The sequence below is a fragment of the Nocardia sp. NPDC050718 genome (assembly GCF_040654235.1).
In the GTDB taxonomy this organism is placed as follows: Bacteria; Actinomycetota; Actinomycetes; order Mycobacteriales; family Mycobacteriaceae; genus Nocardia.
Map to the genome: position 1 here is coordinate 1,192,005 of NZ_JBFAHQ010000001.1, position 23,492 is coordinate 1,215,496.

The 23,492-nt window shown below is 69.9% G+C and carries 25 protein-coding genes; 9 read left to right on the plus strand and 16 right to left on the minus strand.

Annotated elements, in window-relative coordinates; translation table 11 throughout:
- Positions 1–133 precede the first annotated feature (133 nt).
- The gene (locus AB0H54_RS05490) at positions 134–931 is read left to right on the plus strand and encodes an MHYT domain-containing protein (protein ID WP_357342941.1); all 798 of its coding nucleotides are present in this window, start codon (positions 134–136) and stop codon (positions 929–931) included.
- 7 nt (positions 932–938) lie between these two features.
- Here the strand turns inward: AB0H54_RS05490 and AB0H54_RS05495 are convergent, their stop codons facing one another.
- The 3 genes from AB0H54_RS05495 to AB0H54_RS05505 all read right to left on the minus strand — a co-directional run bounded on the left by AB0H54_RS05495 (position 939) and on the right by AB0H54_RS05505 (position 2,069).
- Complete coding sequence (locus AB0H54_RS05495; RefSeq protein WP_357342943.1) at positions 939–1,154, minus strand: hypothetical protein; 216 nt, start codon at positions 1,152–1,154, stop codon at positions 939–941.
- 31 nt (positions 1,155–1,185) lie between these two features.
- Entirely contained in the window at positions 1,186–1,341 is a 156-nt protein-coding gene (locus tag AB0H54_RS05500; RefSeq protein WP_355273237.1) for a DUF6131 family protein, read from the minus strand.
- A gap of 125 nt (positions 1,342–1,466) precedes the next feature.
- Positions 1,467–2,069, minus strand: a complete 603-nt coding sequence (locus AB0H54_RS05505; protein ID WP_357342945.1) for a TetR family transcriptional regulator — start codon at positions 2,067–2,069, stop codon at positions 1,467–1,469.
- A gap of 172 nt (positions 2,070–2,241) precedes the next feature.
- Here AB0H54_RS05505 and AB0H54_RS05510 point away from each other — a divergent pair, with 172 nt between their 5' ends.
- The 3 genes from AB0H54_RS05510 to AB0H54_RS05520 are packed head-to-tail and all read left to right on the plus strand — an operon-like array spanning position 2,242 to position 6,023.
- On the plus strand, positions 2,242–3,768 hold the full coding sequence (locus tag AB0H54_RS05510; protein WP_357342947.1) for a hypothetical protein: 1,527 nt from the start codon (positions 2,242–2,244) through the stop codon (positions 3,766–3,768).
- Positions 3,765–4,388: a DUF305 domain-containing protein gene (locus AB0H54_RS05515; RefSeq protein ID WP_357342949.1), complete on the plus strand. Its 624-nt coding sequence runs from the start codon at positions 3,765–3,767 to the stop codon at positions 4,386–4,388. Before AB0H54_RS05510 ends, AB0H54_RS05515 begins: the two co-directional genes overlap by 4 nt.
- A gap of 42 nt (positions 4,389–4,430) precedes the next feature.
- Positions 4,431–6,023 (plus strand): GMC oxidoreductase, encoded by a 1,593-nt coding sequence (locus tag AB0H54_RS05520; protein ID WP_357342950.1) that lies wholly within the window; start codon positions 4,431–4,433, stop codon positions 6,021–6,023.
- Between the two features lie 43 nt (positions 6,024–6,066).
- Here the strand turns inward: AB0H54_RS05520 and AB0H54_RS05525 are convergent, their stop codons facing one another.
- The 8 genes from AB0H54_RS05525 to AB0H54_RS05560 all read right to left on the minus strand — a co-directional run bounded on the left by AB0H54_RS05525 (position 6,067) and on the right by AB0H54_RS05560 (position 11,880).
- Positions 6,067–6,351 (minus strand): hypothetical protein, encoded by a 285-nt coding sequence (locus AB0H54_RS05525; protein ID WP_355273223.1) that lies wholly within the window; start codon positions 6,349–6,351, stop codon positions 6,067–6,069.
- A gap of 63 nt (positions 6,352–6,414) precedes the next feature.
- Positions 6,415–7,146, minus strand: a complete 732-nt coding sequence (locus tag AB0H54_RS05530) for a GntR family transcriptional regulator (protein WP_355273220.1) — start codon at positions 7,144–7,146, stop codon at positions 6,415–6,417.
- 164 nt (positions 7,147–7,310) lie between these two features.
- A complete protein-coding gene (locus AB0H54_RS05535) occupies positions 7,311–7,685 on the minus strand; it encodes an SHOCT domain-containing protein (RefSeq protein WP_357342952.1) in 375 nt (124 codons plus the stop codon).
- A gap of 184 nt (positions 7,686–7,869) precedes the next feature.
- Positions 7,870–9,171, minus strand: a complete 1,302-nt coding sequence (locus tag AB0H54_RS05540) for a serine hydrolase domain-containing protein (protein ID WP_357342954.1) — start codon at positions 9,169–9,171, stop codon at positions 7,870–7,872.
- A 93-nt stretch (positions 9,172–9,264) separates the two neighbouring features.
- Positions 9,265–9,780 carry a hypothetical protein gene (locus tag AB0H54_RS05545; protein WP_355273213.1) on the minus strand — a complete coding sequence of 172 codons (516 nt, stop codon included), beginning with the start codon at positions 9,778–9,780 and terminating at the stop codon, positions 9,265–9,267.
- A gap of 171 nt (positions 9,781–9,951) precedes the next feature.
- Complete coding sequence (locus tag AB0H54_RS05550) at positions 9,952–10,575, minus strand: DUF305 domain-containing protein (protein ID WP_357342956.1); 624 nt, start codon at positions 10,573–10,575, stop codon at positions 9,952–9,954.
- Between the two features lie 72 nt (positions 10,576–10,647).
- Positions 10,648–11,238 (minus strand): hypothetical protein, encoded by a 591-nt coding sequence (locus AB0H54_RS05555; RefSeq protein WP_357342958.1) that lies wholly within the window; start codon positions 11,236–11,238, stop codon positions 10,648–10,650.
- 63 nt (positions 11,239–11,301) lie between these two features.
- Complete coding sequence (locus AB0H54_RS05560) at positions 11,302–11,880, minus strand: hypothetical protein (RefSeq protein WP_357342960.1); 579 nt, start codon at positions 11,878–11,880, stop codon at positions 11,302–11,304.
- Between the two features lie 401 nt (positions 11,881–12,281).
- Here AB0H54_RS05560 and AB0H54_RS05565 point away from each other — a divergent pair, with 401 nt between their 5' ends.
- Positions 12,282–13,430, plus strand: coding sequence for a methyltransferase (locus tag AB0H54_RS05565; protein ID WP_357342962.1), 1,149 nt, complete (start codon positions 12,282–12,284; stop codon positions 13,428–13,430).
- 153 nt (positions 13,431–13,583) lie between these two features.
- Positions 13,584–14,456: a Bax inhibitor-1/YccA family protein gene (locus AB0H54_RS05570; protein ID WP_357342964.1), complete on the plus strand. Its 873-nt coding sequence runs from the start codon at positions 13,584–13,586 to the stop codon at positions 14,454–14,456.
- A gap of 179 nt (positions 14,457–14,635) precedes the next feature.
- On the opposite strand, the gene AB0H54_RS05575 is transcribed toward AB0H54_RS05570, so the two are convergent.
- Both AB0H54_RS05575 and AB0H54_RS05580 read right to left on the minus strand, forming a co-directional pair.
- A complete protein-coding gene (locus AB0H54_RS05575) occupies positions 14,636–15,856 on the minus strand; it encodes an acetyl-CoA C-acetyltransferase (protein ID WP_355273198.1) in 1,221 nt (406 codons plus the stop codon).
- A 58-nt stretch (positions 15,857–15,914) separates the two neighbouring features.
- Positions 15,915–16,784, minus strand: a complete 870-nt coding sequence (locus AB0H54_RS05580) for an SGNH/GDSL hydrolase family protein (RefSeq protein WP_357342966.1) — start codon at positions 16,782–16,784, stop codon at positions 15,915–15,917.
- A gap of 136 nt (positions 16,785–16,920) precedes the next feature.
- Between AB0H54_RS05580 and AB0H54_RS05585 the strand changes: the two genes are divergently transcribed.
- A complete protein-coding gene (locus tag AB0H54_RS05585; protein WP_355273193.1) occupies positions 16,921–18,309 on the plus strand; it encodes a cystathionine beta-synthase in 1,389 nt (462 codons plus the stop codon).
- A 152-nt stretch (positions 18,310–18,461) separates the two neighbouring features.
- Positions 18,462–18,938 carry a hypothetical protein gene (locus AB0H54_RS05590; RefSeq protein ID WP_357342968.1) on the plus strand — a complete coding sequence of 159 codons (477 nt, stop codon included), beginning with the start codon at positions 18,462–18,464 and terminating at the stop codon, positions 18,936–18,938.
- Positions 18,939–19,064: 126 nt separating this feature from the next.
- Here AB0H54_RS05590 and erm read toward each other — a convergent pair whose 3' ends face one another.
- From erm to AB0H54_RS05605, 3 genes are all read right to left on the minus strand, one after another.
- The gene (gene erm / locus AB0H54_RS05595; RefSeq protein WP_357342970.1) at positions 19,065–19,889 is read right to left on the minus strand and encodes an ErmE/ErmH/ErmO/ErmR family 23S rRNA (adenine(2058)-N(6))-methyltransferase; all 825 of its coding nucleotides are present in this window, start codon (positions 19,887–19,889) and stop codon (positions 19,065–19,067) included.
- Between the two features lie 329 nt (positions 19,890–20,218).
- The gene (locus tag AB0H54_RS05600; protein ID WP_357342972.1) at positions 20,219–21,397 is read right to left on the minus strand and encodes an NAD(P)-binding protein; all 1,179 of its coding nucleotides are present in this window, start codon (positions 21,395–21,397) and stop codon (positions 20,219–20,221) included.
- Positions 21,397–22,044, minus strand: coding sequence for a helix-turn-helix domain-containing protein (locus tag AB0H54_RS05605; RefSeq protein WP_357342974.1), 648 nt, complete (start codon positions 22,042–22,044; stop codon positions 21,397–21,399). Before AB0H54_RS05605 ends, AB0H54_RS05600 begins: the two co-directional genes overlap by 1 nt.
- Positions 22,045–22,205: 161 nt before the next feature.
- On the opposite strand from AB0H54_RS05605, the gene AB0H54_RS05610 reads away from it, so the two are divergent.
- Positions 22,206–23,492 carry an NtaA/DmoA family FMN-dependent monooxygenase gene (locus AB0H54_RS05610; RefSeq protein WP_357342976.1) on the plus strand — a complete coding sequence of 429 codons (1,287 nt, stop codon included), beginning with the start codon at positions 22,206–22,208 and terminating at the stop codon, positions 23,490–23,492.

A 23,492-nucleotide genomic window follows, 5' to 3' on the forward strand; every position in this document is an offset into this window, starting at 1 on the left:
TCATGAATTTCGAACTGTCGGCAAAACCGATACGGCCAGGTCGAATGGTCTAGTCTCTAGCCATCGCGCATGCGGAAATGATCGACCTCCGGGGGATGATGTGCTGCACATCGAGCATTTCAACAATGGCTGGATGAATCCGGTTCTCGCTTTCAGTCTGTCGTTCATCGGCTCGGTATTGGGGTTGCGGTGTGCGGTGCACGCCAAAACGTCGACCGCGCCGATCGGGTGGTTGATCGCCGCGGCGGTCGCGATCGGCGGGGCGGCGATCTGGGTCATGCATTTCACGGCCATGCTCGGCTTCAGCATCGATGGGACGCCGATTCGCTACGACGTGCCGACGACCTTGCTCAGCGCGGTCATCTCGATCGGCGTCGTCCTGGCCGGGCTGACCATCGTGACCCTGGGGCGGCGCGAATGGCTCAGCCTGCCGGTGGGCGGCACGATCACCGGCCTCGGCGTGGCCGCCATGCACTACCTGGGTATGCGCGCGATGCGCAGCGGGGCCGTCATCGGCTATCGGCCGCCGCTGGTGGTGCTCTCTATCGTCATCGCGGTGGTCGCGGCGACCGCTGCGCTGTGGTTCATGCTGCACGTGCGCGGTCTGGTCCGGACGGCGGGCGCGGCACTGGTCATGGGGGTCGCGGTCTGCGGCATGCACTACACGGCGATGGCCGCGATGAGCGCGCACCACAGCGGCGCCGAGCGGCCGGTCGACGGGGTGGCGCCGGTGCAATTGCTGCTGCCGTTGATCGGGAGCGTGTCGCTGGTGGTCACCGGGCTGGTGATCCTGGTCGGGCTGGCCGAACTGGACATCGACGCCGGGGACCGGGCGCGGCCGGATCCGGTGCGCGTGACCGGTGGGGTCATGCGCAGCACGGACCCGGCCACCCTGTCCGACAGCGGCAGGCAGTGGCCGCGTCAGGGCTGAGCCCGGTCTACTGGCTGGGTTCGGGCAGCGCACAGTCGTCGACCTTGGGGTTGACGCCCATGTAGTTCAACGGCCCGGCCAGCATCGTCACCGCGATGGTGCCGAGGGTGGCGCAGTTCTGTTCACGATCGGTGAAGTAGCCGCGCTGGCCCGCGGCGATGACACCGATCACCAGCCACACCAGCACCAGGATCGACAGTATTCGGGGCAGATTCGCCGACATGATGTTCCTCCTCGGAAGGGTCCGGCCGGGGTCAGTAGTAGTGGCGCCTGCCGCCGATCGGGCGGCCGACGCGGCCGGCGAGGAGCAGGACGACGCCGATCACCAGGAGGACCACGCCCACGGTGGACAGCAGGGAGATGCCGAAGACGAGTCCGGCTATGAGGAGTATTGCGCCTAGAAGAATCATTTGAGCTCACCTGTTCGATACGGGGTACTGCGTCGTGACGTGCCGGATCGCACGTCACATCGGGCATATGCCCCGTTGTGCCGATCGGAAACAGCTCTGGTTCGCGCCGGAACGGATCCGCGTGGTCAGTGCGACGGTGGCGGGGTGGCCGCGCGGCGGCGGGCGGCCGACTCGTTGTCGGCGGTCATCCGGTAGACGGTGCGTTCGAGGGTCGGCAGGATGCCGGTGATCGGCAGGGTGCCCGCGGCGAATCGCGCGATCAGCGCCAGCACCATATTGCCCAGGATCAGGCCGAGGTCGTCGAGGTAACCGGGGTCGAGGTCGCGCAGGGCGACCTCGGCGGCCGGGAGCACCGCGATCAGGCCCTGGCTGTCGAGGCGTTCGCCGCCGGGGCCGGTGCGGGCGTGGTGGTAGGCCTCGAGCATCTTGGGGTTGCGCTCCCAGGGCTCGAAGACGGTGCGCAGCAGGCGGATCAGGCTCTCGCGCAAGGGCTCGCCGGGTTCGGGCGGGGTCACGTCGGCGTAGGCGTTGGCGGCCATCCACTGTTCCAGCGCGGCGATGATCAGCTCGTCCCTGGTGCGGAAGAGCCGGTAGATCTTGGCCAGCGAGACATGGGCCTCGGCGGCGACGGCGCGGAGCTGGACGGCGTCGTAGCCCTCGGTGGTCAGCAGGCCGAGCACCACCGCGATGATCTTCGCCGATGCGTCCGATTCCGTTCCGCTGCTCACGGGTGAATGGTAGCGTCGCGCAGCGGTAACACAGTTACCGCTGGATGGGGTCGGTGCACGCCCCGTCCGGACGACGCGACACCCGACCACTCCCGAGCCGAGGCGCCCGCTGCCGCCGCGTGCTCGCAGGACACAGGAAGGCGGCCCCGTTCGCGGGGCCGACGACAACTCCATGACTCGTTTGCTCTCCCGTGCGGCCCGCCGCTACGGCCTCGTCGCGGTGGCGCTGCTGCTGCTACCGCTCGGCGCCGCCGTCCCGACGGCGACCGGTGCACCCACCGACCGAACCGCCTGCCTGCCCGGCTCCCTGCCCGAGACCGGCCTGCAGGGCGACGTCCCCGCCGCCGACCGCGACAGCGGTCGCTCCCGCGACGGATTCCGCTGCAATATGCGGCTGCTCGGCAGTGCGCCGGGCCGCGGCGGCGGCATCACCTCGGTCACCTTCGACCACTGCGCCTACGTCGGCACGTTCTTCCCCGGCAATCTGCTCGGCCCGGACGAGGGTGTGCGGGTGCTCGATATCGCCGACCCGTCGGCCCCGGTCCACACCACCACGCTCACCGAGCCGGCGATGCTGGCCGGCACCTGGGAGAGCCTGAAGGTCAACGCCGCGCGCAAACTCCTTGTCGGCGCCGGTGTTCCGGCCCTGACCGGCGCGGGCCTGCTCTCGGTCTACGACATCTCCGACTGCGCCCATCCCCGGCTGCTCAATCCGGGCCCCGGCACCGATCTCGCGCTGCCGGTGCCGATCACGGCGCACGAGGGCGGCTTCTCGCCGGACGGCCGCACCTACTGGGCGTCGGGAACGGCCCCGGGTCTGCTCAGCGCGGTCGATCTCACCGATCCGTCGAATCCCCGGGTGATCTGGCAGGGCCTGCCCGGCCTGTCGATGCACGGCTTCGGCTTCTCGCCCGACGGCACTCGGATGTACCTGGCGAACAACCTGGGCGGTCTGAAGGTCCTCGACGTCGCCGCCGTGCAGCGCCGCGACCCGCGACCGCACGTCCCCGAACTCGCCGACCTGTCCTGGACCGACGGCTGGGCCACCCAGCACGCCATCCCGGTGACCTATCAGGGCAAGCCGTACGTGTTCGCCGTCGACGAGGCGGGCTCGGGCGGGGTGAAGCTCATCGACGTCGCCGACGAGCGCAATCCCCGGATCGCGCGGTCGATCAAGCTCGCGATCAACCTGCCGGAGAACCAGGACAGCATGCTCGCCTCCGCCTCGGGTGGTTCGCTGTTCGCCTACGACGCGCACTACTGCGCGGCCGATCGCCCGGCGGACCCGACCGCGCTGGCGTGCAGCTGGACCTCCTCGGGCATCCGGGTCTTCGACGTCCGCGATCCCGCCGCCATCCGGGAGATCGGCTACTTCAACCCGCCCGCCCGCACCGGCGAGAACAGCGAACTGTGGAACTCGCCGCACGCGCTCGCCTCGATCATCGGACCGCCGCTGCTGGCGGCGCCGACCGTCGCCCAGGCGATGCTCGGGGGCGCCTTCGACCCCGCGCAGGCGCTCAGCGCGCGCACCGGCACCCTGGCCTTCGGTGACCTGTCGACCGACTGGTGCTTCTCGCCACCGGAGTGGCGCGGCAACCAGCTGTGGACCACCTGCGCGGACAACGGATTCCTCGCCCTGGAACTCGCGCCCGAGGTGTACACCCCGCCCGCCGACCAGCTCTCGACCACCGGATCATGAGCGGGCGCAAGGGCTTCCGGGTGGCCGCGCTGGCGTGTGGCGCGGCACTGTTGCTCGCCATGGGCGCCGCGCTACGGCCGCTGCTGCCCGCCCCCGCCGCGCCGCCGGTGCTGACCGCGACCGAGATCGGTTTCGTCCAGGACATGGTCACCCATCACAGCCAGGCGCTGGTCCTGGTCCAGCGCCTGGACCGGGGTGTCGATCCCGCGGTCCTGGTGCTGGCCGGGCAGATCGCCGACACCCAGCGCACCGAGCTGGGCATGCTGCTCGGCTGGCTGCGGCTGGCGGGCGCGCCCGTCGCCGGGACCGACCCGATGGCCTGGATGCGCCCGGTCGGCGCGCATCGGCACGCCGGTGCCGATGCCGCACAGCACGACTCGGCGATGCCGGGGATGGCGACGACCGGCGAGCTCGACGAGCTCGCCGCCGCCACCGGCACTCAGGCCGAGGTGCTGTTCCTGCGGCTCATGCAGCGCCATCACTACGGCGGCATCGAGATGGCCGCCACCGCCGACGCGCTGCTCGACGGCGGCGAGGTCGAGCGCGCGGCCCGCGACATGATCACCGGCCAGGGCCGCGAGGCCGGCCTGCTCGGCCTGCTGCTCGACCGCCGCGCGTAAGCCGGACACCCGAAAATCCCTACCCCGATGAAGGTTTGCCGAATGTCGAAGTTCTCCCGCCGTACCCTGCTGACCGGCGCGGCCGCCGCCGGTCTCACCCTGGCGGCCGCCGGGACCGCGGGCGCGCGGCCCGTCGCCGCCCGCACCGGCGGCATCCCGCTCACCACCGAGGACCGCCGGGTCGTCGTGATCGGCTCGGGCTTCGGCGGCGGCGTGACCGCGCTGCGCCTGGCCGAGGCGGGCGTCCCGGTGCTGCTGCTCGAACGCGGCAGGCGCTGGGAGACCGGGCCGAACGCCCAGACCTTCCCGCTGGCCACCCGCCCGGACAAGCGCCTGCTCTGGTACCGCTCCGACCCGATGGTGTTCGGCAGGCCGATGGTGTTCGAGCCGTATGCCGGTCTGGTGGAAGCGGTTCCGGGCGCCGGGATGACCGCGCTGTGCGCCGCCGGGCTCGGTGGCGGTTCCCTGATCTACCAGGGCATGTCGCTGCAACCGACGCGTGAGGTGTTCGAGACGCACTTCCCGGCCGGGCTGGACTGGGACCGGATGGACCGGGTCCACTACCCGACGGTGGCCCGCATGCTCGGTCTCGCCACCGCCCCGGACGAACTGATCGAACACAGGAACTACACCGCGGCCCGGGTTTTCGCCGACCGGGTGCGGGGCGCCGGGATGCCGCTGTCGAAGATCCCGATGCCGATCGACTGGAACTACGCGCTGGCCGAACTGCGCGGGGAGATGACCCCGTCCTACACCAACGGCGACGGCGCGATGGGTGTGAACAACGGAGGCAAGCACTCCGTCGACGTCACCTACGTCGCGGCGGCCGAGGCGACCGGCCTGGTCGAGGTGCGGACCCTGCACGAGGTGACCGGGATCGAGCGCGCCGCCGACGGTCGCTGGGTGGTGCGCGTCGACCGGGTCGACACCGCGGGCACGGTGCTGGAGAACAAGGTCATCACCACCGGCGCGCTGGTGCTGGCGGCGGGCAGTCTCAACACCACCCGGATGCTGGTGCGCGCGCAGGCGCTCGGCCACATCCCCGATCTGCCCGACGAGCTGGGCCGGGGCTGGGGGACCAACGCCGACCGGATCTATGTGTGGCGCAACGCCTCCGCCGGATTCGGCGCGGCGCAGGGCGGTCCGGTGGTCTACGGCAGCAAGAACTGGGACGACCCGCGGTCGGCGTTCACCGTCATCCAGGCCTCGATCCCGTCGCTGCCGATCGACCCGGGCGCCACCATGCTGGTCGGCTACGGCGTCAGTTCCGGCCGTGGCGAATTCGCCTACGAGCCGGGTGCCGACATCGCGACCCTGCGGTGGCCGGGCGACGGCGACCAGGCGATCCAGGACAACCACATCGGCCCCGCCGTGCAGCGCATCGCGGGCCCGGACAGCACGCTCATCGACACCAACGCCCTGTTCCCCTCCACCTGGCATCCGCTCGGCGGCGCCAATATGGGTACGGTCTGCGATCTCGACGGCCGCGTCCTCGGGCAGCGCGGGCTCTACGTCATCGACGGCGCGCTCATGCCGGGCAATACCGCCGCCTGCAATCCGTCGATGACCATCGCCGCGATCGCCGAGCGCGCGCTGGAGAATCTGGTCCGCACCGACGTGGGCACGGCGATCTGAGCGGGGTTCGGCGCGCCGCCGAGGGTGGCGCGCCGAACGTGGATCAGCCCGCGGAGCCCGGGATGGGCAACACCGCGGAGCCCGTCGCGGGCGGACGCGGTCCGGCGGAGCCGAGGTCGGCGTCGAAGGAGCCGGTGCCGCTGCCGAAGTCGGCGTCGACCGAGCCCATCGAGCTGCCGGTGGGTGGGCCGATCTCGACCGAGCCCGAGGGCCACAGATCCCAATCGAGGCCGCCGGCGGCATGGGCGGTGCCGCCCGCACCGAGCAGGGTTCCCGCGGCGAGCGCGGCCAGCAGGCCCGCCCGGGTGGTGGACTTACGGATGGACATGGGGTGATACCTCCGAGCACTTCGCTGTGATAGCGCTCATACAGTATCTGAAATATGTCAGTTTCATACCTGCGATCGGTGGCCGACTTCCATCTGCACGCGATAGCGGTCGGCGCGATACCAGCTGTGGGTGTGCTCGATCGGCACCTCCGCGCTGAACGACACCCGGTCGAAATGCAGGACGGGAGCGCCCTTCTTGACGCCGAGCAGCGCCGCGACGCCCGCCTCGGCGGCCTGGGCGTCGACGGTCTGCTCGGCCCGCTCGATCGGCCTGCCGTAGCGATCGGCGGTGGTCCGGTAGATCGAGCCGGTGAGGTCGTGCGAGATCAGGCCGGGGAGCAGTTCGGGGTTGAACCAGGCGTCGTCGACGCTGACCGGTTCCTCGTCGGCCAGCCGCAGCCTGCGCACGTGATAGGCCGCGGTCTCCGGGGGCAGGCGCAGCGCGCGGGCGGTGGCCTCGGGCGGCACCGCCTCCTCGGCGACCAGCACCAGGGTGGTCGGCTGATGTCCGAGGGTGCGCATCTCCTCGGTGAAGGAGGCCAGATGCAGCCGGGACTGTACCGGCCGGTGCGCGACGAAGGTGCCCTTGCCGCGGACCCGGACCAGATAGCCCTCGTTGACCAGCTGTCCGATCGCCTCGCGTACGGTGATCCGGCTGACGCCGTAGTCCTGCATGAGGTTGCGCTCGCTGGTCATCAGGTCGCCCGGCTGTAGCTCGCGCGTGCATTTCTGCAACAGGATCGCGCGCAGCTGTTCGTGTTTGGGCACTGCGCTGTCGCGCAGCGGTGCGGGCATGAAGGTGGCTCCTTCGGTGAGGGTGCACCGGTCCCTACTGGTCCTGTCCGGTGTGTTCGAGAATACGCGACCCCGCCCCCGCGGCCCAGGAAATTCTCCGCCGGAACGCCGAAAGCCCCGCTGACCGAGGGTCTCGGTGCGGGGCTCGCGGGTGGAGCGGGCGATCAGGACAGCGCTTTGGCCTTGAGCTGTTCGTACTCGGCCTGGGTGATCGAGCCTTCGTCGAGCAGCTTCTTGGCGTCGGCGATCTGCGCCGCGGGGTTGGTGCCCGCGGTCTCCTTGATGTAGGAATCCTGCGCCTGCTGGATCTGCTTGGCCTGGGCGTTCGAGCGCTCGGCCATGCCCTGACCGCGGAAGATCAGGTAGGCCAGCGCCGTCAGGAAGGGGAGGAAGATCAAGCAGATGATCCAGATCGCCTTCACCCAGCCCGATGTCTTGTGATCCCGGAACAGGTCCCCGATGATCATGAAGACCATCAGCAGGTAGGCGACAAAAGCGAAGCTCACAATGATGAGCCAGATGACTTCCCAGAATGACATGGCACACCTCGAGGGGGAGAGGGATCGATCGTCCGTTGCGGGCGATCGATTGAAGCACGCTTTTCGCTGGAAAATTGCCGGTCGTCGAGCGTTTCTTTGACCCTGTGCAGAGTGGGTACCCGTCAGCGTACGCGCGCGGATGGCCCCATCGCGGGTGGCGGCCCGCCGCCGCCACCCGTGTCGGTCAGCGGATTCCGGGTGTGGCGGGGTTGGTGCCGACGCAGCCGAGGACGACGCAGCCCGGCGGCCAGTCGGAGAACGGCGGCTTCGGGGTCTCGCCGAGGCAGTCGACGAAACTGCACCCCGGGTAGGCGTAGGGCCCGATGCCGAAGGTGCCCAACAGCGCGTCGGGACGGGCGATCATCGGATCGGTGACGCTCACGTCCGGGCGTTCCCGGTACGGGCCGGGATCGGGGAGCTGCTGGTCGACGAAGGCCGAGACCAGGGTGCGCAGCACGTTGTGGGTGTAGGTGGACGACGCGCCCGGCGTCGCGACACCGGTCCAGTTCAGCATCAGGCCGAGGCTGGGCACGATGTAGCTGTCGTTGCGCAGCATGCCCGACATCTTCACCGCGTCCAGCGGCAGGCCGGGGAACTCGAGCACGCACGGCGTGCCGTTGATCACGAACAGGAAGCCGTAGCAGGGCATGCTCGGCGAGGGCGACAGCGCCGCGCGCATGTACTCGTCGGAGATCACCTGCTGGTCGTTCCAGCGGCCCCGATTGCCCACGAGCAGGCCGAGTTTCGCGAAGTCGTCCGGCGGCAGGATCAGATGCGCGTGGCCGTAGGTGTTTCCGGCGCGGTCGCGGGCCCAGAAGTAGTCGCCGCGGGCGATGCCCAACGGGTCGAACAGCTTCCGCTGCGCGAAGCTCTGGAAGTCCTCGCCGACCGATTGTCCGATGACGTAGACGAGCAGGTCGACCGCGCGCTGGCTGTAGCGGAACATGGTGCCCTGCGGGCGCTCGATCGGCATCGCCAGCGCCTGCGCGACGACGTTCGGATCCAGCGCGGCCAGCCCGGTCGCGCCCTCGGCGGCGACCGCGACCTCCATCCCGGACGACTCGGTGAGCAGGTTGCGCACGGTGATGGACCGGTGCGCCTCGTCGCCGAGGCCCGCGGGCAGATAGCGGCCGATCGGCTCGTCGATGAGCAGTTTGCCCTCGTCCACGGCCAGCCCGGCGACCAGCGCGACCACGCTCTTGGTCCCGCTCCACAGATTCCAGGCCACGCCGCCGGATTCGGCGTTGCGCGGGCCCCCGGCGATCAGGCAGTTGTTGCGGTACAGCTGGATGTTGAAGCGGGTGGTGTCGACCGCCAGGTTCATGGCGTCGGCGACCCGCGCGGGGTCCAGGGCCGCCTCGGCGGGCGTCGCGGTCTGCGGCGTGCGTCCCGAACTGACCTCACACTGCTTGGCGGTGACCGGCTCGGCCTGGGCCACCGTGGGCAGCAGCGCGCCCGACGACAGCGTCAGCGCGGTAATCGCCACCGCCACAACATGTTTCAGATAGCCGTGCACTCCACCCTCCAGAAAGAGATTTCGGAGGGGAATCGTGAACAGACACGTTCTCGTTACTTGTGCTCAGTTTCCGTACGGTTTGCAGACATCGATCGCGGTGTCCTTGGCGTCGTTGAACGTGTCGATCACGCCGTTGAGTTCGTCGGTGGGCGCGCGGCGTTCGAGCGTGTCGGCGAGGGTGTTGGTGTTGTCGCGGTAGGCGCGCAACGGGGTGGCCAGCGTCGAGATCACGTCGTTGGTGATCTTGCGGCCGAGGTCCTTGGCGTTGTTGCGCAGCGTGGTGACCGCGTCGTTGGCCTTGGCGTCGGTGTCGGCGGCCCTGGTGTTGCTGGCGTCGATGTAGGCGTTGAACGCGGTCACCGAGCTCTTGTTCGCCGCGCGCAGGCCGTCGCAGGCCGCGTCGTTGGCCTTGGCCACCCGCGCCGCCGACGACGCGGCGACCTCGGAGGTATAGGAGGCGAGGTCGGTCTGGTTGGCCTGCGCGTCGCCGGGCACCTGCTTGGTGCAGGCGACCAGGACCAGGCCCGTCGCCACGGCCACGAGCGCCGTGCCGACCCCCATTCGTTCCCGTTGTCTCATGTCTCCCTCTCCTCCCTCGGGACCGCTGGCTCGCGGATTGCGCCGGAGCCGAACATATCGACCGTACTGGCTGGAGGCGGGTGACGTCAGCTCGCGGTGGCGATTTCGATGACCAACCGAGACGTCGGCCGGGCGCGGCGCCGGGACCGGCTGTCCCGGCGCCGCTCCCGCTCAGCTCTGGCCGAGCATGCCGCGCATGGTGGCGATCTCGGCCTGCTGATCGGCCACGATCGCCGTCGCCAGCTGCCGGGATTCCGGGTTCACGCCGCCGTTCAGCTCGGTCTGGGCCATGTCGACCGCGCCCTCGTGGTGGGCGATCATCATCTCCAGCCACTGCCGGTCGAAATCGGCGCCCTGGGCGGCCTGCAGCGCGGTCATCTGCGCGTCGGTCATCATGCCGGGCATGGCGTGCCCGTCGTGGCCGCCGCTCGCGCTCGGCGCCGGCTTGCCGAAGCTGGTCAGCAGGGTGGTGATCTGCTGCATCTCCGGCGCCTGGGCCTTCTCCACCTGCGCGGCCAGCGCGATCAGCTGCGCGTTCTGGGTGTGCGTCGGCACCATCTTCGCCATGTCGACGGCCTGCGCGTGATGCGGGTACATCATCTGCAGGAAGGTGACGTCGACGTCGTTGAAGTCGGTGCGGGCCGCCGCCGAGGGCGCGGCCGAGCTGGTGGTGCTCGTCGCGGCATGGGTGTCGTGCGCGGCCTGGTCGTTGTCGTCGCTACAGCCCGCGGCGAGCAGCAGGGCGCTCGCGGCGGTGACGGCGAGCAGGGTGGCGCGGGTACGGCTGATGGACATGGGTGACCCTCCTGGGGATTCGTGTGGATGTGATTCGGTCCCGCCGCCGGGCATGCCGGGGCGGCGGACCTGTCAGATCCGCAGAATCGCCAGTTGGGCGAGGGAGAGCACGGTCCACGGCGGCGGGCGCTCACGCCTGCCACGCCAGGGCCGGGTGGCGGTGGTGCCGCCCGCCGTGCCGTCGTCGGAGAGCCGGTAGAGCAGGACCAGGGTGAGCGCGGCGGCCAGTGCCGCGAGGACGAAGACGCAGCCGTGGATGCCCGCGCGCTCGTCGCACCCCGAGGCCCCGCAGCCGGATCCCATGGCGTGCCTGTCCTCGCCGGGGAGGGCGACATGGGCGGCCGCGTCACCGGCGGCGGCGAGGTGGGCGGCCGTGAGCAGCTCGTCGGCGGTGTGGCCGCCAGTGCGCTCCTGACCGGGAAGCGCCGCCGCTGCCGGTTCGGCGTGCGCGGCCGCGGCGGGATTCGCGACCGTCGGCGGTTCGGGGTGGATCGCCGTGGCCGGTACCGCGCCGGGGTGGGACGACTCGGTGCCACCCGGGTGCGCGGCGTGTGCGGTGCCGAAGACCGCCGAGTGCATGGCGAGGATCCCGGCCAGCAGTGCCAGCAGCGCGAGCACCCTGGCGATGCCGGGTGCGCGCACGCGCGAATGCTGGTCGGTCACGGCGCCCAGTCTAACCAGCGCTATCGAGTGATCCGCAATACCCGCACACGGTAGGGGTAGTGGCTAGGGGTGCGCGATGTCGACGACCAGGCGCGGTGGGTCGGACAGCGTCGTGACGGCGAAGGCGGGCGCGTCGGCGTCGACGCCGATGAACGACTGGGTGGTGCCCTCGTACACGGTCTTCTTGTAGACGCCGGTGATCTCCGGGACGCTCGGGTCGGTCACCGGATCGGGTCCGCTGAAGGATGGCACCGGCGAGTCGAACGGATAGATCGACCCGAGGATGCGCACCTCGATGATCGAGCGTCCGGCCACATCGACGGTCTTACCGCTGCCGTCCTGCACCGCGCGATCGGTGTAGCCGACCTGCCAGCCGGGGGTCCCGGTGCCGCCGAGCGCGAAGACCACCCGGTCGAAGCCGGGCTGGTGGCCGATCCTGATGTCGGTCACGGTCAGCGCCGCGCCCGGGGACGCCGCGCCGGACTTCGGGGCGTTGTCGCTGGGGGCCGCGCCGGTGGCGTCGGCGAAGGTGCTGGTGGTGCTCGTCGGGGGTGGCGTGGCCGCCGGCGCGTCCTCGGTGCCGCAGCCGGGCAGTGTCAGCGCGGCGACGGCGACCAGTCCGAACACGAGAGCGTTACGCATGGGGCTGATGGTACTCAGCGTCGGCGGTCCGGCGGGCGAACCGGCGCGGGGCGTGTTCGGGCTACGGTGAGTTTGCTGGGGCGCGCGACCACGCGCGGGGCGCTCGGATCGGCGCTGGTGCCCCGATCGGCCCGCGGTGGCGACGGATTCGCCCGCCCGGTGAACCGCCGTCACCGCGATGTTCGGGGCCGGTGGCCGCCGGTTCACCTGGCCGAAACATTGGGGAACAAGGGGATTCGTGAGATCGGCCGATCCGCGCCGACCTGCAAGGGTGTCGCAAATCGGTGGAAGCTGTTCGTGCCCATCGGAATACATGCTCCGACTACCCACTGTGAGCAAGGCCACCAGCGGATATCAGGGTCGGATGTGACGGTGGGGCAACGATCTAGCACACTTGTCGCGTGGACAGAGTCGAGGACGTATTCACCCGGCTGCGCCGGTATCCGGACGTGGAGGCGCCGAACCTCTATGCCGTCGACGCCGCCGACCGGTTACTCCTCGATACCGCGGCCGATGCCCTCTCGGCGGCGGGTAGCGGCGAAGTTGCGGTGATCGGCGATGCCTACGGCGCGCTCACCATCGGCGCGGCCACCCGCCACGATCTCACCGGCCTGCGCGTGCATCAGGACCTGCTCACCGGCGAACTCGCGCTCGCGGGCAACGCCAAGAATCTCGGCCTGACCGACCGCTACACCGCGCACGGCCTCGACGCCGGGTTGCTGACCGGCGCCCGGGTGGTGCTGATGCGCCTGCCGCGGATGCTGTCGGGGCTGGCCGAGATCGCCGAGGCCGTCGCCAGGTACGCCGCGCCGGACGTCGTCGTGTTCGCGGGCGGGCGCGACAAGTACCTCACCCCGGCCATGAACGAGGTGCTCGCCGAGTCCTTCGGGCAGGTGCGCGCGGGGCGGGGCAGGCAGAAGTCCCGGGTGCTGGTCGTCGGCGAGCCGCTGCCGGTCGGCGAGTCGCGGTTCCCGGTGGCCGAGCACATCGCCGAGATCGACGGCGACGTCCTCGCCTACGGCGCCGCCTTTTCCGGGCCCCGCCTCGATATCGGCACCCGGTTCCTGCTCGAGCACCTGGACCGGATGAAGCCCGACGCGCGCGAGGCCATCGACCTCGGGTGCGGGACCGGCATCCTGGCGGTGGCGCTGGCCAAGTCGCGGCCGCATCTGCGGGTCGTCGGCACCGATCAGTCCGCCGCCGCGGTCGCCTCGGCCAGGGCCACCGCGGCCGCCAACGGCGTGGCCGACCGGGTGACGGTGGTGCGCGACGACGCGATGTCCTCGGCCGCGGACAACAGCGCCGACCTGGTGCTGTGCAATCCGCCGTTCCATGTCGGCGCGGCCGTGCACACCGGTTCGGCGATCAAGATGTTCGCCGAGACCGGCCGGGTGCTGCGGCCGGGCGGCGAGCTGTGGACGGTCTACAACTCGCATCTGAACTATCGCGGGGTGGTCGAGCGGATGGTCGGGCGCACCGATGTGATCGGCCGGAACCAGAAGTTCACGGTGACGCGGTCCGTTCGTGGTCTGCGCGACGTACAACGATAGAGCCGGTCGAACCGGGTAGAGTCCGATTTGTCCGTTCGGCGGGCGACCGGTCCGCCGGGAACTTTGTCCGATCACGAGGCGTTGAACAGGGCAGTTGGAGCTGTTGCCCGCCGACAGGCGAACAGCGACTAATCACTCCAAGAAAGGCGCACGGTGCGTACCTCATCGAATCCGGTGTTCAAGAACTTACCTCGCCAGGAGGGAGTCGGCGGTTACGCGAACTTCGGTTCGGGCGTCGCCGGCGCGGGCCAGCTGGGCAACCAGCAGTACGGCCAGCAGCAATACGGCGAGTACGGGCAGCAGTACGGCCAGCAGTTCCAGCAGGCCCCCGCCACCCGTGCGATGACCATCGACGACGTGGTCACCAAGACCGGCATCACCCTCGCGGTGCTGACCGTCGCGGCGATCGCCTCGTTCGCGCTGTCCTCGGCGAACCCCTCGCTCGCTCCGCTGTTCGTCATCGGCGGCGGTCTGATCGGCTTCGTGCTGGTCATGGTCGCGACCTTCGGCCGCAAGATGGACAACCCGGCGATCGTGCTGTCCTACGCGGCCTTCGAGGGTCTGTTCCTCGGCGCGCTGTCGCTGATGTTCACCGACGTCACCTTCGGCGGTGTCGGTGGTAGCGCCCTGATCGGTCAGGCGGTGCTCGGCACGTTCGGCGTGTTCTTCGGCATGCTCGTCGTCTACAAGACGGGCGCGATCCGGGTCACCCCGCGTTTCACCCGCATGCTGCTCGGCGCCATGGTCGGCGTGCTGGTCCTGATGGTCGGCAACCTGATCGCGAGCTTCTTCACCGATGGCGGCTTCGGCCTGCGTGACGGTGGCGCGCTGGCGATCATCTTCAGCCTGGTCTGCATCGCCATCGCCGCGTTCAGCTTCCTGCTGGACTTCGACGCCGCCGATCAGCTGATCCGCGCCCAGGCCCCCGAGAAGGCCGCCTGGGGCGTCGCCCTCGGTCTGACCGTCACCCTGGTCTGGCTCTACATCGAGATCCTCCGTCTGCTGAGCTACTTCCAGCGCGACTGAGCTGTTCCGCCTCTCCGCGAATTCTGGCCAGACCTAGGTGCGTGGCGACCACGAACGCGGCCGGCGGCGGAGCGGATGTTGGGTTAGCCGGTACCCGGTGAGTTACCCATGTGCTCACGAGATCAACAAAGCGGCCCCGAGCAATCTGCTCGGGGCCGCTTTCGTGTTTGTCGGAGGTCCTAGCTCAAGCGCTCGATCACCAGGGCCATGCCCTGGCCGCCGCCGACGCACATGGTCTCGACGCCGAACTGCTTGTCGTGGGTCTGCAGGTTGTTCAGCAGGGTGGCGGTGATGCGGGCACCGGTCATGCCGAACGGGTGGCCCAGCGCGATGGCGCCACCGGAGACGTTGAGCTTGTCCTCGTCGATCTTCAGCTCGCGCGCCGAGCCGAGCACCTGCACCGCGAAGGCCTCGTTGATCTCGAACAGGTCGATGTCGGAGACCGACTTGCCCGCCAGCGCCAGCGCGCGCTTGACGGCCTCGACCGGGCCGAGGCCCATGATCTCGGGGGACAGGCCGGAGACGCCGGTGGAGACGATCCGGGCCAGCGGGGTCAGGCCCAGCTCCTTGGCCTTGGTGTCGCTCATGATGACCAGCGCGGCCGCGCCGTCGTTGAGCGGGCAGCAGTTACCGGCGGTGACGGTGCCGTCGGGACGGAAGACCGGCTTGAGCTGGCTGACCGCCTCGTAGGTGACGCCGGCGCGCGGGCCGTCGTCCTTGCTGACGACCGAGCCGTCGGGCAGGGTCACCGGGGTGATCTCGCGCTCGAAGAAGCCGTTCTTGATGGCCTCCTCGGCGCGGTTCTGCGAACGCACGCCCCAGTGGTCCTGGTCCTCGCGGGAGATGCCGGTCAGCGACGCCACGTTCTCGGCGGTCTGGCCCATCGCGATGTAGGTGTCGGGGAGCAGGCCGTCCTCACGCGGGTCGTGCCACACGCCGGCGCCGCCCTCGGCGGTCTTGGCGGTGCGGGCCATCGCCTGCGCGAACTCGGGGTTCTTGGTGTCGGGCCAGCTGTCGGCCGAACCCCGGGCGTAGCGGGAGACGGTCTCCACACCGGCGGAGACGAACACGTCGCCCTCGCCGGCCTTGATCGCGTGGAAGGCCATCCGGGTGGTCTGCAGCGACGACGCACAGTAGCGCTGCACGGTGGTGCCCGGCACGGTGTCGAGGCCGAGCTGCACGGCGACGTTGCGAGCCATGCCGAAGCCACCCTCACCCGCGGGGGAGCCGGTGCCCAGCATGATGTCGTTGATCGAGCTCGCGTCGAGCGCGGGGACCTTGGCCAGCGCGGCCCGCACCATCTGGGCGGTCAGGTCGTCCGGACGCATACCCGCCAGGGAACCCTTGACGGCACGGCCGATGGGGGAACGGGCGACGGAGACGATTACGGCCTCGGGCATGAGGACTCCTTTTCGGGTGGTTCAGTGAACGGCGTTTACAAGCCGGTCTTTCTGGAATCTACGTCTCGCCGTGCGCGACGGGAAGACCAGGGCGGGTCTGCACGGCTTCGACGAGGACGGGCAACAGCTGAGCCGCCGCCAATTCGTACCCCGCCGCGGAGGGATGGAATCCATCGGTCGCGAACAGGATCTCCGGGGCCGCGCGGAACTCCGAGGCGACCAGCGGAGAACCCATCGGCACCGCGATCCCGCCCGCCAGCGTGGTCGCGACGGTCTGCGCCTTGGCCAGGCGCACACTCCAGTTCGCCACCACCGTGCGCAGCGGCTGCTGGATCGCGGTGACGGTGCCCAGGTTCGGGCAGGTGCCGACGACGACCAGCGCGTCGGCCTCGCGCAGCCGCGACACCGCGGCGGCCAGCCTGCGCGCCGAGGCCCGGATGGAGTGCTTCTTGGTGATGTCGTTCGCACCGACCAGGATGACGGCGGCGTCCGGCGGCGGCCCCGCGACGAACATCGCGTCCACCTGTCCGGCGAGCCCCTTGGAGGTGGCCCCGGAGATCGCCTTGGTGCTGAGCCGGATCCGCAGCCCGGTCGCCTCGGCCAGCCCGCGCGCCAGCCGCACCCCGGGCACATCGGCGGCCCCGAGGCAGCCGAGCCCGGCGGCGGTGGAGTCGCCGAAGACCATCAGGTGCAGGTCGCTCGGCACGCCCTTGCGCCACAGTTCGGGTAGTTGTGCCCCCGGGGCGTAGACGCCGTCGGCCTCCGGCGGCTTGGAGGTGTCGCGCCCGATGACCGCCCGCGCCGCCCCGGCCTGGGTCATCAGCAGCCGGTAGGTCGCCCACGAGACGGTGCCCGCGCTCGATCCGGCGAGCACGGTGGTGGCGCCGGTGACGACCGCCGTCCGCCAGCTGATTCGAGGTGCGCTCACATTCGAAAATTCTACGGTGTGCATCGGCGGGGCAGCAGATCCCGAACCGGCCCAGCGCGGCGCCGCCGGTGGTGCCACTGCTCACAGGATCCGACCAGGTCGCGACGCCGAGCTACGGCTCTGCAACGATGGGGGCATGCGTATCGCGGATCATGTCGTCGACCTCATCGGGAACACCCCTCTGGTTCGGCTGAACTCTGTGGTCGGCCCGAACGCGGGCCTGGTCGCCGCCAAGATCGAATACCTCAACCCGGGCGGCAGCTCCAAGGACCGGATCGCGGTCAAGATGATCGATGCCGCCGAAGAGGAAGGGCTGCTGAAGCCGGGCGGCACCATCGTCGAGCCCACCTCGGGGAACACCGGTGTCGGTCTCGCGCTGGTCGCCCAGCAGCGCGGCTACAAGTGCGTGTTCGTCTGCCCGGACAAGGTCAGCGAGGACAAGCGCAACGTGCTGCGTGCCTACGGCGCCGAGGTCGTGGTCTGCCCGACCGCCGTGCCGCCGGAGCACCCGGACAGCTACTACAACGTCTCCGATCGCCTGGTCCGCGAGATCGAGGGCGCCTGGAAGCCCAACCAGTACGCCAACCCGGGCGGTCCGGACAGCCACTACGAGACCACCGGTCCCGAGATCTGGCGCGACACCGAAGGCAAGGTCACCCACTTCGTCGCCGGTGTCGGTACCGGCGGCACCATCACCGGCACCGGCCGCTACCTCAAGGAGGTCTCGGGCGGCAAGGTGAAGATCGTCGGCGCCGATCCCGAGGGGTCGGTGTACTCGGGCGGCACCGGTCGCCCGTACCTGGTCGAGGGGGTCGGCGAGGACTTCTGGCCCTCCGCCTACGACCCGACCATCCCGGACGAGATCATCGCCGTCTCCGACGCCGACTCCTTCGAGATGACCCGCCGCCTGGCCCGCGAGGAGGGCCTGCTGGTCGGTGGCTCCTGCGGCATGGCCGTGGTCGCCGCGATCGAGGTCGCCCGCCGCGATCCCGACGCCGTGGTCGTGGTGCTGCTGCCCGACGGTGGCCGCGGTTACCTGTCGAAGATCTTCAACGACAAGTGGATGAGCTCCTACGGCTTCCTCACCACCCCGCTGGAGGCCGGTCCGGAACCGCTCGTCGGTGACGTGCTGCGCGGCAAGTCCGGCGAGCTGCCCGATCTGGTGCACACCCACCCGTCGGAGACCCTGCGCGACGCCATCGAGATCCTGCGCGAGTACGGCGTCTCGCAGATGCCGGTCGTCGGCGCCGAGCCGCCGGTGATGGCGGGCGAGGTCGCGGGCAGTGTCACCGAGCGCGACCTGCTCTCGGCCGTCTTCGAGGGCCGCGCGCAGCTCACCGATTCGGTGGCCCAGCACATGAGCCCGTCGTTCCCGCTGATCGGCTCGGGCGAGCCCCTCTCCACCGCCACCAAGGCCCTGTCCGACACCGATGCCCTGATGGTCGTCGAGGACGGCAAGCCGGTCGGCGTCATCACCCGCCACGACCTCCTCGGCTTCCTCAGCACCGGCTCTATCGGCCACTGAGCAGGCTGATCGCCGACTTGCGTGCTGGGATTCGGAATTCGGTTCGGTCTCCGACGACGACAGTGAGCATATTTGCGAGACGCGCTGCCGTTGCAGCAATCGCAGTTTCGCTCATGTCGTCGTGCGGGCTGAGTTCTTCGGAAAGTCCTGCGATGACAGAGTCGAGCCATGCTCGTCGCGAGCAGTGCGATCGGACGCTGGCCTTCTTCTCGAAAGATCTCGGAATATCCTCTGCGGGTATCGAATACGGATCCGAAGCGCCCGACGAAAAAATTGGGCTGGGAGCGCACTGCACCATTACGCAGGACAATCTTGCGGTGGGGCAAACGCGCCTACGGGCATTGGTGCCGAACGAGTCGAAGCCCGCCTTACTGAAGGACGACCTGGGCTACATCTCGCTGTCCGGGACGGACGAGAAGGTGTGGATAAAGAAGGCGGCCGGCGCGGTATACCTTCTTACCCAGGTTGATGGTTGGCAGGGCACTCTCGATATACAGACGGCTCAGATCAACTTGCAACAGTCGAGGATCAGCGCCGGTCGAACTGAGTTCCAGGTATCGGACTCGCAGATCCGAACCGCGTCCAAGTTCCTCATCACGTTGACCAGAGAACTCGGGGCACAGGGCTGAGCGAAGGCAGGGGCTGACCGGCCGGAACATCTCTCCGGAGGCACCGGTCGCGCAGTGGCGGACCGGCTCGATCCAGCGACCTGCCCGACCCCGCGGTGCCGCCCAGGGGACGGCACCGCGGAACGGCTAGCCCGTCAGCACCGAGTGCAGTGCCACCCACTGTTCCGGGTGGACGTAGGCGACCACGGTGTCGCGGGCGATGCCCGCCTCGGCCAGGGCTGCGTCCACGCCTTGATATCTGGTGCGCAGCGAGGCGCGCACCGTGCCGCCGATGCCGGAGAATCCGGTGCGCACCAGGTCGGTGTAGGAATCCCGGTGGGCAACAAGCGGTTCCGGGCGCCGATCGATCCGCAGGATGGCGGAGTCGACGGCGGGGACCGGACGGAAGCTGGTGCGGTGCACCTGGCCGTGCAGCCGCCAGTCGAACCACGGCCAGCTCGTCGCGGTCAGCAGACTCCAGCGACCGTAGTCGCCGGTGCGTTTGCGCGCGTACTCCCGCTGGGTGAGCAGGGTCGCCGAGGTGAGCGCCGGCGCGGCCAGGCACCAGTCGACGATCTCGGCGGTGACCGAGAACGGGATGTTCCCCACCACCGCGAACGGCGTCCGCGGCGCCTTGGCCTTCGTGAAATCGCCACGCACCACGCTGATTCCGCGCTCGGCCCTGGTCTGCGCCGAGAGCTTCGCCGCCAGCAGCGGATCGATCTCGTAGGCCGTGACCCGCGCGCCACGGCCTGCCAGCGCCCGCGTCAGAACGCCTTCGCCCGCGCCGGGCTCGAGGACCTCGCCCGCCGGATCGGCGACCGTCATCATCGTGTCGACGGCGGTCCGATCCACCAGGAAGTTCTGCGAGAGCGTCCGTCTCGCCAGGTCACGCGACGTCCGGCCGCCGCTGTGCCCGGTGACCTTGCGCTGAGTGTGTGAGTAGTTTCGGTGTGCAAAATCCTGCGCCACGGCAGTTGCCCCTTCGGGTCATCGAGTGAATGAGAGCTCGATGGGCCCTGGGCGCGCCGGTGGACGCCGATGCGATATCCGCGTCCGCTAGCGGGCCAGAGCCCGGACGTAGCGGATGCGAATGAATACTTGGCACGACATGCGGCACACCTTAGAAACCGGACGACCACCCACGCAACCGAATTTCGGCTACCGTGACGCGCCCGGCTCCGGAAAGGTCCGGCGACCGTCGCGATCGCCAACGCGGGCGAGAGTGACGCCGAACAGGCTCGCCGCCTGCTCCGCCTCACTCTCGAACCCGCTGACCGGCGGCCGTGGCGGGGCCGCGCTCAGACGGTGCCCACGCGGCGCCGCGCGCCGGTCCCGGCCGCCGCGACCGCCGCGGCGGCGGCGGTCAGCGCGCTGTTGATGGAGATCTCGCCCCGCATCCCCGGCGCCGCCACCATGTCGCCGGCCAGATAGACGCCGTCGCCACGATCGATGGCGTGCCGGTCGCGCCAGGTCGTGCCGGGCAGGTCGAGGGCGCCGGTGCGGCCCTTCGCTGTCGCCGTCCGATGGAACGTGGTGCGGGAGCGCCACTCCGGCACGACGGCGTCGGCGAAGGCTGCCAGCCGACGGTGCGCGTCGTCGCGGGACTCGTTGTCGCGCACCGGCATCTGGAGCTGGAAAAGCGACTCACCTGTGGGAGCGATGGTGTGGTCCTGCATCGTGTAGCTCTCGTGGAAGCCGCCCGCGTCCAGATCGAAGACCAGGTTGCGGTCGCGGCGGTCCTTGGTCACGCCGAGGTCGAGCAGCGCGGTGAAACCGCTGGTGCCGCACAGGGTGTCGTCGGCGAGCAGACGCCGCGCGGAGTCCAGGTCGGTGGCGACGATGACCGGACCGCCGGTGGGCAACGTGTCCAACCGCGATCCGGTTTCGATCGCAACGCCGAGCGCGCAGGCGCGGGCCGCCATCCGGTCGATGGTCTGCTGCCAGCCGCCGCGCACCCATCTGACCGCCGGCACGGCGGGTCCGAGCACGCGCTGGAACAGGTCCCAGACGAAGGCGGCCGAGAGGCGGCCGGTGTCCGCGTCGTAGGTGACCACGCTGATCGCGTTGGCGATCTGAGCGGCGGTGCGGTCACCCCATCGATCGGCGGCCCAACTGTGGAAGTCGACGTCGACCGGGGCCTGCAGCCACTTGCGCGACTGGGCGCGCAGCATTCCCGATGGCGGGGCCTTCCTGATGCGGTCGTCGGCGCGGAAACCGATCTTCACCGCCGCCCCGATCGACGGGAAGCCGAGACCGGCGACGAATCCGCGCTTCTTCAGCCAGCGGTAATGCGGCCCGTCGGCGTAGAACACGTGCGGGCCCTCGTGCGCCACGTGTGGCACCGGAGTGGCACGCCCGCGTCCGCCGAGCGTGCGGTGCGCTTCGTACAACACGACCGGCGCTCCGGTCTCGGCTGCGGCGATCGCGGCCGTGAGCCCGGCCAGTCCGCCCCCGACAACGGTGATGGGTGTGTTCATCAGCTGTCCTCTCCCTCGGTACCCGCCCGGTCGAGCCGGGCGGCGATCATCTCCGCGGTGGCGCGCAGATAGCTGTCGGTGTCGACGTTCGCCGGGTGTCCACCGTCGAAGATGTCGCGCATCATCCAGAAGTGCGCGAGCGCGCCGACCAGGACGGCGGCGGTGGCGTCCCACTTCGGAACGCGCGCACCGGGACCGGCCAGTTCGGTCAGTCCGCGGGTGACCGCCGACATCACCACCGCGTACTCCTGCTGCCGGAACACCTCCAGCAGCTCGGCCGGGATCGAGTTGTCCCGCAACAGGATCCGGGTCACATCGCGGTCGTGGTCGAGACGCGCCAGGCCGATCCGGCACAGTGCGACGAGCTTGTCGACGAGGTCGCCGCCGGAGGTGAGCGCCTCCATCGCCGCGGCGATGGAGAACTCCGGTGCCATGAATCGCACCCACTCGCCGCGATCCTCGAGCCGGGTCGCCACGGCGCGGACCAGCAGTTCGTCCTTGGACTTGAAGTGCCGGTACAGCGCCCCCGACCCGCCCGACAGGCCCGCCGCCTGCTCGATCTGGGCGACGGAGGTCTTGGCGAACCCCTGTTCCCCGAACAGCCGCAAGGCCTCGGTCATGATTCGCTCTCGCGATGTCGGGGTCACGGCACCTCCGTCATAAGTAACCACTTACTTACACGATGACCGAGATCGCGACGCGGCGCAAGACCCCATCGACGGCACACCCGGCGCTATCGCGCATTCCGCTCGAATTATGGTGAGCGCAACCATGGTCGAGGTCGTGGCTGCCCTGCTGGACTGGCGGCATGGGCACCGAACGCCGCAAGTTGAAGACGGTTACCGGGGTGAGCGGGTCGCGTGACGTCTACGCCGCCGCGCTCGATCCGGCTCGCTCCACCCTCGACGAGGCGCGGCGGATCGCCAGGATCGCCGAGGACAACAAGATCGGCGCGGTGTTCGCGGCCGACCTGCTCGCCTTCGGGGCCCAGGGGGCGATCGGGGCGCAGGAACCGCTGATCCAGCTGGCCGCGTTGAGCGCGGTGACCACCCACGTCGGTCTCATCGCGACGGTCACCACGACCTTCCATCATCCCTACAATCTGGCTCGGCTGTTCGGCACCCTCGATCACGTCAGCAACGGCCGCGCGGCCTGGAACGCGGTGACCTCCTCCCTCGGCGAGGAGAACTACGGCGACGGTGACCTGCCGAGCCCGGAGGCGCGCTACGCCCGTGCCGGCGAGGTGCTGGCCGTGGTCAACGCGCTGTTCGACAGCTGGCGGCCCGGCGCCCTGCGGCCCGACGGGAACGGTGGCGCGGTGCTCGACGACGCGCTCGTCCGGCCGATCGACCATGCGGGACAGTATTTCTCGGTCCGTGGGCCGCTGAACATCCCGCCGCTGCCGCAGGGCAGGCCCGTGCAGTTCCAGGCCGGGCAGTCGGCGGGCGGCATCGAGCTCGGCGCGCGGTTCGCCGAGGTGGTGTTCACCTCGCTGCCGACGCTCGAGGACGCGGTCACCTACACGAAGAAGATCCGCACCCGCGCCGCGGAACTCGGCAGGCCCGACGGGCTGCCGCTCATCTTCAGTTCCTTCCACGCCACCTACGGCGCCACCGAGGCCGAGGCCGCCCGGCTGGTCCGCGAGGCGGCCGAGGCCACCGACTTCGACGCGGGCCGCCGTCAGCTGGCCGACATACTCGGTGGCGGCGTCGACCTGTCCGAGCTGCCGCTGGACAAGGCGCTCCCGGAAAGCCTGCTCCCGCACCTCGATACGGTGCATCGGCGCCGGGGCCGGGTGGAGATCTTCAGCAAGCTCGCCGCCACCGGCGCCACGCTGCGCGAACTCGTCGTCGCCGCCAAGGACACCGGCCACTGGGCCGCCGCGGGCACCCCGGAACAACTCGCCGACGCCATCGAGGAGCGCTACCGGGCGAACGTGCTCGACGTGATCTCCCTCGGCGGCCTGGCCGAGGAGCGCACCCGCGACTTCGTCGTCAACGGCCTGCTGCCCGAACTGCGCGGGCGCGGGCTGGTCGACAGCGACTACCTGGCCGGCACCTACCGGGAGAACCTGGAGCTGCCCGCGGTCGGCTAG